Source organism: Rossellomorea marisflavi, assembly GCF_022170785.1.
Classification (GTDB): domain Bacteria; phylum Bacillota; class Bacilli; order Bacillales; family Bacillaceae_B; genus Rossellomorea; species Rossellomorea marisflavi_B.
Genome location: NZ_CP081870.1, coordinates 3868285 through 3880392, shown reverse-complemented (window position 1 = coordinate 3880392; position 12108 = coordinate 3868285). Strand labels below are relative to the sequence as shown.

At 49.5% G+C, this 12108-nt stretch carries 13 protein-coding genes; 6 read left to right on the top strand and 7 right to left on the bottom strand.

Going from position 1 to position 12108, the window contains the following annotated elements; genetic code table 11:
- The first annotated feature begins 22 nt into the window (after positions 1 to 22).
- Complete coding sequence (locus tag K6T23_RS20090) at positions 23 to 1072, top strand: glycosyltransferase family 4 protein (protein ID WP_079514547.1); 1050 nt, start codon at positions 23 to 25, stop codon at positions 1070 to 1072.
- Positions 1073 to 1325: 253 nt separating this feature from the next.
- Here K6T23_RS20090 and K6T23_RS20085 read toward each other — a convergent pair whose 3' ends face one another.
- Positions 1326 to 2558 (bottom strand): LCP family protein, encoded by a 1233-nt coding sequence (locus K6T23_RS20085; protein ID WP_238283093.1) that lies wholly within the window; start codon positions 2556 to 2558, stop codon positions 1326 to 1328.
- A 287-nt stretch (positions 2559 to 2845) separates the two neighbouring features.
- A complete protein-coding gene (locus K6T23_RS20080) occupies positions 2846 to 3478 on the bottom strand; it encodes a YigZ family protein (protein ID WP_238283092.1) in 633 nt (210 codons plus the stop codon).
- A gap of 458 nt (positions 3479 to 3936) precedes the next feature.
- Between K6T23_RS20080 and K6T23_RS20075 the strand changes: the two genes are divergently transcribed.
- Positions 3937 to 5079, top strand: coding sequence for a sensor histidine kinase (locus tag K6T23_RS20075; RefSeq protein WP_056539002.1), 1143 nt, complete (start codon positions 3937 to 3939; stop codon positions 5077 to 5079).
- 30 nt (positions 5080 to 5109) lie between these two features.
- Positions 5110 to 5790, top strand: a complete 681-nt coding sequence (locus tag K6T23_RS20070) for a response regulator (RefSeq protein WP_056538999.1) — start codon at positions 5110 to 5112, stop codon at positions 5788 to 5790.
- An 84-nt stretch (positions 5791 to 5874) separates the two neighbouring features.
- Here the strand turns inward: K6T23_RS20070 and treR are convergent, their stop codons facing one another.
- The gene (gene treR, locus K6T23_RS20065) at positions 5875 to 6597 is read right to left on the bottom strand and encodes a trehalose operon repressor (RefSeq protein WP_056538996.1); all 723 of its coding nucleotides are present in this window, start codon (positions 6595 to 6597) and stop codon (positions 5875 to 5877) included.
- Positions 6598 to 6745: 148 nt separating this feature from the next.
- Here treR and K6T23_RS20060 point away from each other — a divergent pair, with 148 nt between their 5' ends.
- Positions 6746 to 7318 (top strand): YybH family protein, encoded by a 573-nt coding sequence (locus K6T23_RS20060; protein ID WP_238283091.1) that lies wholly within the window; start codon positions 6746 to 6748, stop codon positions 7316 to 7318.
- Between the two features lie 33 nt (positions 7319 to 7351).
- On the opposite strand, the gene K6T23_RS20055 is transcribed toward K6T23_RS20060, so the two are convergent.
- Positions 7352 to 7843, bottom strand: a complete 492-nt coding sequence (locus K6T23_RS20055) for a hypothetical protein (protein WP_238283089.1) — start codon at positions 7841 to 7843, stop codon at positions 7352 to 7354.
- Between the two features lie 27 nt (positions 7844 to 7870).
- Complete coding sequence (locus K6T23_RS20050) at positions 7871 to 8218, bottom strand: YwqH-like family protein (RefSeq protein WP_238283087.1); 348 nt, start codon at positions 8216 to 8218, stop codon at positions 7871 to 7873.
- Positions 8219 to 8471: 253 nt separating this feature from the next.
- Between K6T23_RS20050 and K6T23_RS20045 the strand changes: the two genes are divergently transcribed.
- Both K6T23_RS20045 and K6T23_RS20040 read left to right on the top strand, forming a co-directional pair.
- Positions 8472 to 9014 carry a histidine phosphatase family protein gene (locus K6T23_RS20045; RefSeq protein WP_238283086.1) on the top strand — a complete coding sequence of 181 codons (543 nt, stop codon included), beginning with the start codon at positions 8472 to 8474 and terminating at the stop codon, positions 9012 to 9014.
- A 47-nt stretch (positions 9015 to 9061) separates the two neighbouring features.
- Positions 9062 to 9463 (top strand): NUDIX hydrolase, encoded by a 402-nt coding sequence (locus tag K6T23_RS20040; protein WP_238284487.1) that lies wholly within the window; start codon positions 9062 to 9064, stop codon positions 9461 to 9463.
- Between the two features lie 55 nt (positions 9464 to 9518).
- Here K6T23_RS20040 and treC read toward each other — a convergent pair whose 3' ends face one another.
- Positions 9519 to 11213 carry an alpha,alpha-phosphotrehalase gene (gene treC / locus K6T23_RS20035; RefSeq protein ID WP_238283085.1) on the bottom strand — a complete coding sequence of 565 codons (1695 nt, stop codon included), beginning with the start codon at positions 11211 to 11213 and terminating at the stop codon, positions 9519 to 9521.
- Between the two features lie 315 nt (positions 11214 to 11528).
- Entirely contained in the window at positions 11529 to 11864 is a 336-nt protein-coding gene (locus K6T23_RS20030) for a hypothetical protein (protein WP_238283083.1), read from the bottom strand.
- Between the last annotated feature and the right edge of the window lie 244 nt (positions 11865 to 12108).

Sequence of the window (12108 nt, the reverse complement as noted above, 5' to 3'; positions counted from 1 at the left end):
GAGGTGTACAATGACAATGCCAATGTTAATTCTGACATTACTCATATGCTTTGCCCTCACCATCGCGATCACACCCCTTGTAAAGCGGTTTGCATTCGCAGTGGGCGCGACCGACAAACCGGAGGATCGCAAGGTGCACAGCAAAATCATGCCCCGCCTTGGCGGACTGGCCATTTATATCGGATTCATCACGGGATATCTCATCCTCCGTCCAGAAGATCAATATGCCCTGCCGATCATCATCGGAAGCGGCGTGATCCTCCTTACGGGGATGGCAGATGACATCTTCCAGCTATCGGCAAAATGGAAGTTCGTCGGACAAATTGCTGCGGCACTCATCGTCGTCCTAGGCGGTGTGAAAATCAACTTCATCAACGTGCCGTTCTTCGACACAGAGTTGAAGTTCGGATTGCTCAGCATCCCGATCACCATCCTTTGGATCGTCGGGATCACAAACGCCATCAACTTCATTGATGGGCTCGACGGACTGGCAGCAGGTGTCTGCACCATCGGACTTGCCACCATCGGCTTCATGGCCATGCTTAAAGGCGATATCTTCGTCATGACGCTCGCCATGATCGTACTCGTAAGCTCCCTTGGCTTCCTGTACTACAATTTTCATCCGGCCAAGATCTTCATGGGGGACACGGGATCCCTCTTCCTCGGATATATCATATCCGTACTGGCCCTCCTCGGATTCAAGAACGTCACAATGGTCTCACTCGTCATCCCGTTCATCATCCTTGGAGTACCGATCTCAGATACCTTCTTCGCCATACTCAGAAGGTACAAGAACAAAAGCCCATTGTCCGCACCGGACAAATCCCACCTGCATCACTGCTTGCTGAGGGCGGGCTTCAGTCACAAACAAACGGTCATCATCATCTACGCCATGGCCGCCATGTTCAGCCTGGCCGCCATCATCTTCTCCATGTCCACCGTCTGGGGAGGCCTGATCCTCCTCACGATCCTGCTCTTCGCCATCGAATGGTTCATCGAGAGCATCGGTTTGGTCAACTCCAACTACCAACCGCTCATCAAGTTCGTCAAGGCACGGACGAGTAGGAAATAAGATGATAGATGCAAAAAGCAGCCAACCCCATCGGGTTGGCTGCTTTTTTGTGTTTGGTGTGGTGAGGGGAGGATTTTTTGTACCTGGCACCAAATGGCGATATGGTGCCAGGTACAAAAAGGGGATATGGTGCCAGGCACAGAAAGGGGGAATGGTGCCAGGCACAAAAATGGCAAAAGGTGCCTGGCACCACCGCGCCACACCGCCGCACCACAACAAAAAAGCACCCGCCAACCGGGCGGGTGCTCTTCCATCACTGTTCTGCATAAGGATCCGATTCGGTCTCTGCATGAGGAATCTCTTCCAGTGCAGGGCCCGTATCTTCTCCGGTTTCATCATAGGTTCCGGTGTCGTCCGAAGTATCATCGTACGTTCCGGATTCATCGGTAGACTCGCTGTAAGGGTCGCTTTCTTCTTCAGTAGTCGTAGCATCATCTTCAGTGCCATAAGGGTCGGTTTCTTCACCGTTTTCTTCGGTGTTAATGTTATCCGCTGTCTGCGATTGGGACAGTCCCAGATGGTTTCTCAGCTCCAGGCTGGTGTTGGCGACGCTTGTATCATCGAGTAGCCAATAGTAGACGCCGTCGATGTAAGTGTCTTCCCCTTCAAGGGTGATGTTCTCGATGGATAGCTTCTTGGTCAATCCGTAGCTTGAGAAAGCTTTCATTTCGTCGAACGTCATGTTGGTGGCCATGTTGTTTCCGATCGCTTCAAGGATGTCGTCATACTTCGTGATGGCGTTGCCCGAAGCAGCTTTCTTCACGATTCCCTGGAGGATCATCTGCTGTCGTTTACCGCGTTCGATGTCATTATCGTAGTGTCGGGTCCTTGCCAGTGCAAGGGCTTGTTCCCCGTCCAGGGTCTGCTGGCCCGGCATCAGGTGGATGGCTTCTGCTTTATCTTTGGAGTTCTGCTCTTTTAATTCATATGGTACGTCGACATCAATTCCTTCAAGGGCATCGACCACATCGATGAAGGCGTTGAAGTTCATTTTCACGTAGTAGTCAACCGGGATGTTCATCAGCTGTTCCACTGCTTCGATGGAGGCTTTCGGTCCTCCGTAGGCGTGAGCGTGGTTGATTTTCGTTTTATAGCCTGCGTCTTCCAAATAGACATATGAGTCACGTGGGATGCTGACCAGCTTCACCGATTTATCTTTTTCGTTCAAGGTGGCAAGCATCAAGGCATCTGAGCGATCTTTCGTGTTTCCACGTACGTCACTGCCATCAACACCGATGAACAAAATGGATACATTATCAACGTCGGGGTTTACTGCGGTTTCGCGGAGGTTGGATTTTTCGCGGCCGTCGATGTTATCGTACGATTTATTGAATGCGTTTTCTGCTTTTTTAAGAACGACTGCACCGAATGCGGCGGCTGAAAAGGTGACGATGAGAAGGGGGATGATGAGGAAGAAGAAGATTCTTCTGCGGCGTTTCTTCTTTTTCATGATCTGATCATCTCGATATATTCCGTTATGCGACATATTTAAGAAGCTCCTTTTTTCGAGTAATACCTACAATATCTAAGAATATTCGCGTTTTTTACCTAAGCTCAATTGTACTATGTTACATAACCACCGTAAAATGAAATTTTTATTACAGTACACTTACAAAAAAAGCGGGACAGACCCCGCCGCTGCAATCCTCAAGATAGTAGGTACTCGTTAGAGCCGATTTTGATATTCCTAACATCGTTCTATACCCGTTTTTCATTCATCCTACACCTTATGATGAAAAAAGACAGATCCCGTGGAATCTGCCTCCTTAGTGTTTATATAAGCGTCTCCAAATATTCCACTTCGCCTTCACTGATTTCACCTTGTCCATTGGTGAGTTCGGTCATCCAGGAAGTGAAGCCCTCTTTGGCAGCTTCTTCGACATACACCTCTACTTCAACAGCATCGAGATAGTGGATCTCCTTGAGCTGGTAGTGGGAGGAACGGATTTCATTCTCCACCTTGCCGAGCCATGTGTAGTCGATTTTTGTTTTCATGATGCGCATGAGCTTCCGTTCGACGACACCGGTCGCATTCAAGCCTTCAGACGTGCTCTTACCGTACGCGCGGATGAGGCCGCCTGCACCGAGTTTGATGCCGCCGAAGTAGCGGGTGACAACCACGACGGTATCCTTCAAGTCGCGCTTCTTCAACACTTCAAGCATGGGAACGCCTGCCGTTCCGCTAGGTTCTCCGTCATCATTGGCCTTCTGGATGAGGTTGTTTTCCCCGATCATGTAAGCTGAGCAGTTATGATTTGCGCTCCAATGCTGCTTCTTAATATCAGCGATGAAGGCTTGTGCCTCTTCTTCTGTTTCCGCGCGGGCTACATGGGCGATGAAGCGGGAGCGTTCGATGACGATCTCGTTCTCGCCGGGTCCTTTTACAGTATAATATTTATGAAGCAATTCGCTTACCTCCTAACGGCGTGAATACTCTATTCCTACTATATAAAAAAATGAATCATAATGCACAAGGGAACGACTTTATTCGAGGGAATAGTTGGTATTACATGAAATAATGGTAATACAATGTAATGAAACTTTAATCTCCTCCTATAGGCGACATGGTATAATGGACGCTGATAGTCATACTTTCTACCTCCTGGAAAGGTACAGGTTTTTGCCAATGCCTTCCTTGGGTATGTAAAGGATGTAGGAATATGCCTAGATGAATAAAGGAGTTTCAACTATCCCTATGGAAATGGTTAGAGAATGCGATGTTTCGATGCTGATTGGGACTTAGGTCACTATCTTTTCGACCGAAACGTGTTGAACATTGTTGGATGTGTACTTAGTATAGAAGTATAGCGTTTCCAACTCTAATCGAAGTCCATGATTATCGTGGAACAAAAGAGGGGTGTACCGTGTCACTGAAAAAAATCGACACCAAGATCCTGGATGGAATCCTTGAGAAGATGATCGACACGGTCGATGAGAGCAAGGGTGAAATCTTTCAGATCGGTGAGCAATGCCGGAATGATTACCAAGACTTAATGCAAGAACTATTAGATGTTAAGAATAAGGTCCTGAAGGTCATTGACGAGGGGGATGAGCTCCACAAGAGGTCAAGGCTCGCACGCCTCAGGCTTTCTGAAGTGAGCAAGCATTTTCAGACCTACTCCGAAGACCAGGTCAGGGACGCCTATGAAAAAGCCCACGATTTCCAAATGAAACTTCTTATGAACCGACAGCAGGAAAAGCAGCTGCGCGACCGCCGCGATGAACTCGAACGACGCATGAGGTCATTGGGGGAGACAATCGATAAGGCAGAGAATCTCTGCTCGCAGATTTCCGTGGTTCTCAATTATTTGAACAGTGATTTACGTGAAGTGAATGAAGCCCTTGAAGACGCGAAGCAGCGTCAGGATTTCGGCCTCCAGATCATTGAAGCCCAGGAAGATGAGCGTAAGCGTGTCTCCAGGGAAATCCATGATGGACCGGCCCAGATGATGGCAAACGTCCTCATCCGTTCCGATCTCATCGAACGGGTCTTCCGTGAGAAGACGACCGATGATGCGATCAAAGAAATCCGCGATCTGAAACGCATGGTCCGCTCGGCACTCTATGAGGTCCGTCGAATCATTTACGACCTGCGTCCCATGGCACTTGATGATCTGGGACTCGTGCCGACGCTCAAGAAATACTTGAGTACCATTGAAGAATACAACGATAAGACGAGCATCCAGTTCATCAATATGGGTCTCGATATCCGGCTCCCGCCGAAGTTCGAAGTCGCCCTCTTCAGAATGGTGCAGGAAAGCGTCCAGAACTCGCTCAAGCATGCCGAGGCCACTCACATTCAAGTAAAAGTGGAAGTAAAGAAAGACAATATAACCGTCGTCATCAAAGACAACGGCAAGGGATTCGATCTACATACACAAAAAACGGGATCCTTTGGCATCATGGGGATGAAAGAGCGTGTCGACCTTCTGGAAGGAGACATCACGATCGACTCAAAAGTAGGAGGCGGGACAGTCATACTGATCCGCGTACCTCTGAATATGTAAATTTTTCTAAGGTTTAGGGAGGCGAATGACATGGCAACAACTAATATCGTTATCATCGATGATCATCAGCTATTTCGTGAAGGGGTAAAACGGATTTTGGAATTCGAACCTTCATTCAACGTAGTAGCAGAAGGGGATGACGGAGCAGATGCCTCAGGCCTTGTGGCAGAGCACGAGCCGGATGTCGTCCTCATGGACATCAATATGCCTGAAATCAACGGCGTCGAGGCAACGCGTGAGCTCATGGATAAATATCCGGAGACAAAAGTCATCATCCTCTCCATCCACGATGATGAAAACTACGTAAACCATGCTTTGAAAACAGGTGCCCTAGGCTACCTGCTTAAGGAAATGGATTCCGATGCCCTTGTGGACGCAGTCAAAATCGTAGCTGATGGTGGATCATACATCCATCCGAAAGTGACGCACAACCTGGTGGCTGAATACCGCCGCCTTGCCAATGCATCCAACTCAGGCGGATTCCAGCAATCCGAAGTTCGCCGCCCGCTTCACCTCCTCACGCGCCGTGAGTGTGAAGTCCTGCAGATGCTTGCAGATGGGAAGAGCAACCGTGGGATCGGTGAAGCTCTCTACATCAGTGAGAAAACCGTCAAGAACCACGTCAGTAACATCCTTCAGAAGATGAATGTGAACGACCGAACGCAAGCAGTCGTCACCGCCATCAAAAATGGTTGGGTGGAAGTACGATAATACAGATTTTCGAGAAGGCAGCCGTCCTGGCTGTCTTCTTTTTTTATAGAAAAAGCCACGGCATCCACCATGGCTCTTCCGCTATCAATGCTTCCGTCTCGCAAAATCGACAAACCGGAACATATCCAGCCTGTGACGTGATTCTGTGTACTCAAAACGGGCGGCGTCCTTCAAGTGGACCATGTTCCGCACAACGACCACATGGTCATACCCTTTCAGATCCAAGAGCTTCTCGTCTTCTTCTGTACAGGGCTCCACGACGATTTCCTTTTTGGCAAAATCGATGGGGAGATTTAGGGTACCTTCGAGATGCTCATAAATCGAGTTCTCACAGATTTCCTGGGTGAGGAGAGGGACGCGGGACTTCAGGAAATACGACTTGTCTAGAATGATCCGTTCGCCGCCGATTTCACGGGAGCGGGCCACCTCCCAGACTTCATCTCCTGCATTGGTCTGGAGGAGGGAGGCAAGCTGGTCATCAGCAAGGATGAGACCGAAACGGTGAACATGGGTCTTGATTGTTTCTCGGCCCATGGACTGCTGCAGTTCTTTGAAGCTCACGAGTCCCGAGACGGGGAAGTTCATTCGGGAAACGTCCAGGACAAGGGATCCCTTTCCGCGAAGCTTCTGGATGTATCCATTCTGTGCAAGCATCGTGAGCGCCTTGCGGATCGTTTCACGGGAGGTATCGTACATGTCGGACAGTTCATTCTCCGAAGGGAGGATCGTGTCGGGTGCGTAGGTACCGTTCTGTATATGGTCCGATAAATCGGTATAGATCTGATGGTATTTATTCCGTTTTGTCATTATGATCACCTGTTCTCATTTTACCATATCTGTCACAAAGAATTGAGAATCGACTTGAGTGTTGCGAATATTTTCAATAGAATGGAGATAGTGCAAATCTAATGAATAAGGGTGAAGAGCATTGTCGAAACAGCATTGGAAAAAAATCATGTTGGGTATAGGCATCAGTACGCTGCTTCTCGGGGCATGCAGTGCAGACGAAGAGAAGAAGGAAGACAAGAAAACATCCGAAGAATCCAAGGCGGATGAAAACAAAAAGAGCGAGGAACAAGTTCAGCAAGAGCTCCCGACCTCCGAAAATGACAAAATTGTCGAACGGGCCCAGAAGCTGGAGGAAGCAGAAGGAATCCCTGCAGAAGATAAAGAAGAGTTGACCCAGACGTTTGATCAATATATCAAGACCTTCAATGAGAAGGACTATGATGCGTATATGAATCTCATCTCGAAGCAACCGATCAACTTCAAATATGAAGATGAAGAAAAGTATGTGAAGCAGATCTTTGATTCAGTCGATTCAAAACGTACGGCAGAAAACGTCAAGGTCATCAACTACAATGAAGTGAAGTCAGATGTATACGCTGAAATCAGCGCAACAACCAAGGATCCTGACAGCGGGAAAGAAGTGACGCGCTCCGGGCGTCAGGTGACGGTATTCAACAAGCAGGACGATGGATGGAAGGTTGTAGCGATCTTCTTCCAGGCAAGCGATGACGAAGAATGAGAAAGAGGACTGCTCCTGATGGGGCAGTCCTTTTTACACGGGCTTTCTTAAAAATCTGGAACGGATCCACAGGATGATTCCGGCAAATCCGTATGATAAGACAAGCACGAATGCGAGTCCGGCGACATTCTTCCAAGTGAGCTCGCCATGGATGAGAGAGACGATGAATAATGTACCGGAAGAAATCGTCGACGCGATCACGATGAAAATCGCATAAATAAGGACCGCGATTCTCAAAAACTTCTTCAGCGGCGTCAGTTCTTCAGGTGGATCGGGCGTTGAAGGCTGAACCTCGGCCGCTGCCACCTTTGGAAAGAAGCGTGTGCGCACCCAAAAGATGATGCTAACAACAAGTAGATTCACACCCCCGGCAATCAAGAAGGCAAGATAATCCGTAAGAGGATGCTTGCTGATCATCCTCAGGGCAATGATCAGTGGTGTGATTCCTGCTATCAGGCCGAGAATTCCGAATGCGAGCAGAATCATGCGGTATGTATTCCGCTTGAAATGTTGTTCTGGGGTCATGGATTAAATCTCTTCTAAAAAGGTTCGTTACATTATCGGATCCTTCTTATTCTCTTCTTCGAGGCGCTTGACCTCTTTTTCCATACTCACCTCGAGGGCCGCGATCTCGGCTTCAAGAGAGGAAATCTTCGATTCGATGGATGTGATGGCAGAGTCCATCTGACTTTGGGAGATATCCCGATAGGCTTCATTGAACTGCTCCCGGACTTCTTCAAACTCATTGGCACGGGTTCCCTGCCAGGTTGTTGCGCTAAGCTCGGGCTGCTTTACTTTTTGAGTATACTGATTGAATTCACCTTGGAGTTGATTCATGTTGGTTTTGGAGGTCCTCAGACGTTCAAGCTGCTTACGCTTTTCCCCGATCTGTGTGACCATGAATGATAGGTAGGACAAAGGATTCAGCCCCTTCAAAAATGTGATGTATATACCTATGTTATGGTATCAAATGGAAACATTTAAGATAAATAGGTCTAAGATACCAAAAAAGGAGGTTGTTGAGAGGAAGTGAGGTACAGGTTACTATATACCCATATTCAAGAAATTCAATCTAACATTTTACAAAAAAGGGTATCTTTCATCATGGGAAGAATAATGAAATAGACATAAAGCGACATAGGGGGAATAGAGTATGAACAAAACCATTTATCTTGTCAGGCACTGCAAGGCAGAAGGGCAGGCGCCTGATGCCCGGTTGACCACAGAAGGGAAAGATCAGGCAGATCGTGTCACAGTCTTTTTCAAAGAGATCAGCGTGGACGCCATCTTGACGAGTCCATATCTGAGAGCGGTCGATACGGTCAGGGGACTGGCAGAGGACCATGGGATCCCTCTTGAAGAAGAGACACGCCTTTCGGAAAGGGTACTGGCAGGGCAGGATCAGCCTGAATGGCTGTCCATGCTGGAGCGGACCTTCACGGATCTGGAGCTTTCCTATCCAGGCGGAGAGTCTAGTCGGCAGGCGATGGAGAGGGGGATGGAGGTGATCGATGACGTGCTGCAGCGCCAACACCCCGTCACCGTCATTGCTACCCATGGGAACCTCATGGCTCTATTACTGAAACGATTCGATGACACATTTGGTTTCACACAGTGGAAGACACTATCAAACCCGGATATCTATCGATTAGATTTCTCGGTGGAGGCCCCTGTGATTAAAAGGGTGTGGAAATGAGCGATTATATAAAGGAAATGAGAAAGTTGATAGGGACCTAGCCCTTGATGGTAGCAGGAGCCACCGTCCTGTGTATAAATGAGAGAAAAGAACTGCTCCTTCAGTACCGATCAGATGCCGATATATGGGGGCTTCCCGGCGGGGTGATGGAGTATGGTGAAAGCCTTGAAGAGACGGCTGCCCGTGAGCTCCACGAAGAAACGGGACTCCTCGCAGGGGAGCTTCAGTTCATCCGGATTCTCTCTGGACCGGAGGAATGCCACACCTACCCGAACGGTGATCAAATCTTCGGTGTGACGGTGGTGTACCTGGCTCGAAGGATCATGGGCACGCCTAAGGTCACAGGAGAATCCAGGGAGTTAAGATACTTCTCACTTGATGACCTGCCATCTCCACTGGTCACGAAAGCCAGGAGGATCATCAACGAACTCAGTCCTGGATCCATTTAATTACATACAAAAACCGGGCAGCCTAGAGGGGCTGCCCGGTTTTTGTATCGTCCACTTATTTCGTCAAGCGGAACACAACGGATTCATAAGGTCGAAGGTTCATATGCGTATAGACATTGGCGGAATCTTCATAGTTCGAGATCAAGATCTCACTGCTCCATCCATTCACCTTTACCTCTTCAGGCAGGGTGAAATCGGCATCTGTACTGTAGAAATTATTCACCACGAGGAGCTTCTCATCCACGCCATTGCGGACATAGGCGAACAAGCGCGGATCGTTCTCGAGGATGAGCTCATAATCACCATCCGTGATCACATCGTATTCTTTTCTGAGACTGATCAGCTTTTGATAGTGATAGAACACAGATGTCGGATCATCCATGGCGACTTCGGCATTGATGTCCCTGAAATTCTTCGCCACGGGGATCCAAGGTTGTCCTGAGGTGAATCCTGCGTTTTCACTTCCATCCCACTGAACAGGCGTGCGGGAGTTGTCACGGGACTTGTGACGGAGGATCTCAAGGATTTCGTCTTCCGATTTCCCTTGTTCCTTCATGATGTTGAACATATTGATTGATTCCACATCCCGATACTCATCGATGCTCGTGAATTTCGGATTCGTCATCCCGAATTCTTCTCCTTGGTAAATATAAGGCGTCCCCTGCATCATGTGGATCGTGGTGGCCAGCATTTTCGCCGATTCCTTATGGAACTCCCCGTCATTTCCGTAGCGGCTCACGATACGTGGCTGGTCGTGGTTACACCAGAAGAGGGCGTTCCATCCACCGCCGTCGTGCATTTCTTTCTGCCAGGTGGAGAGGATGTCCTTGAGCTGTTGGAAGTCGAAGTCTGCGACCGTCCACTTCTCGCCGCCAGGGTAATCCACCTTCAAGTGGTGGAAATTGAAGGTCATGCTGAGTTCGTTCCGGTCGGGACGCGAGTATTTGATGCAGTTATCGATCGTCGTAGACGACATCTCGCCTACGGTCATGATGTCGTGCTTCGAGAAGACTTCACGGTTCATCTCCTGCATGTAATCATGGACCTTGGGACCGTCCGTGTAAAACTTGCGTCCGTCCCCGGGAGCCGTGGAGCCGTCGTCATCAGGGAAGCGCTGGTCTTTTGAAATCAGGTTGATGACGTCAAGACGGAAGCCGTCGACGCCCTTGTCGAGCCAGAAGAGCATCATGTCGTACAGCTTACGGCGGACAGCATCATTTTCCCAGTTGAGGTCGGCTTGGGTGACGTCGAAGAGATGAAGGTAGTATTGGCCTGTCGCTTCGTCATACTGCCAGGCGTTTCCGCCGAACTTGGACTGCCAGTTTGTCGGCTCGGATCCGTCGGGTTTATCATCGCGCCAGATGTAGAAGTCACGGAATTCGCTGTCTTTTGACTGGCGGGACTCGATGAACCACTGGTTCTCTGTGGATGTGTGGTTGATGACGATGTCGAGGATGACTTTGATGCCGCGGGCGTGTGCTTCACTCAGGAGGTTCTCGAAGTCTTCCATGGTGCCGTATTCGGCATGGATGGAGAAGTAGTCGCTGATGTCGTAGCCGTTGTCGCGCTGTGGGCTTTCGTAGATGGGGGTGAGCCAGATGACGTCGACGCCTAGTTTGTTGAGGTAGTCGAGTTTTTGGGTGATGCCTTGGATGTCTCCGACTCCGTTTCCTGTTGTGTCGTTGAAGCTTTTGGGGTAGATCTGGTAGACGGCCGCTTTTTTCCACCATGGTTGTGTTTGTTGGGTCATTTGGGACACCTTCCTTTTAGTGTGGTTATTAGTGTGTGGTTCATGGGTTATTTGATTGGTTCCGTGCCTTTTCGCTGCGTCCACCTGCTTTCCTCGGGGAGGGTGTTGAGCCGCTTCGGCTGCGCCTGCAGGGTCTCAACTTACCCTCTATTCCCGTAGGAGTCAGGTGGCCTCCGCTGCAAGGCACTTTGGGGTGATAGGGAGGATGATTCGTTCGACATCCCTTTTGATGGGTGTGAAAAACCCTTTTCTACTTCTAGACTATTTGATTGGGTTCGTGCCTTTCCGCTGCGGTCGTCCGCTTTCATCGGGGAGTCAGTTGAGCCGCTTCGGCTTTGCCTGCAGGGTCTCAACCTTGCCTCTATTCCCGAAGGAGTCGGCCGCCCTTCGCTGCAAGGCACTTAGTAGTTGTTTAGAGTGTGCTGTGTTCGACATCCCTTTTGATGGGTGAGAAACCCCCTCTTCTACTTCATGGACTATTTGATAGGTTCGTGCCTTTTCGCTGCGGCCACCTGCTTTCCTCGGGGAGGGTGCCTGAGCCGCTTCGGCTGGCGCCTGCAGGGTCTCAACCTTGCCTCTATTCCCGAAGGAGTCGTCCGACCTTCGCTGCAAGTCACTTTGTGGTGGTAGGGAGGATGCTGTGTTCGACATCCCTTTTGATGGGTGAGAAAACCCCTCTTCTACTTCATGGACTATTTGATAGGTTCGTGCCTTTTCGCTGCGGCCACCTGCTTTCCTCGGGGAGGGTGCCAGAGCCGCTTCGGCTGGCGCCTGCAGGGTCTCAGGCTACCCTCTATTCCCGTAGGAGTCAGGTGGCCTTCGCTGCAAGGCACTTTGTGGTGGGAGGGAGAATGATTTGTTCGGCATCCATTTAATGGGTGTCGAAAACCCTCTC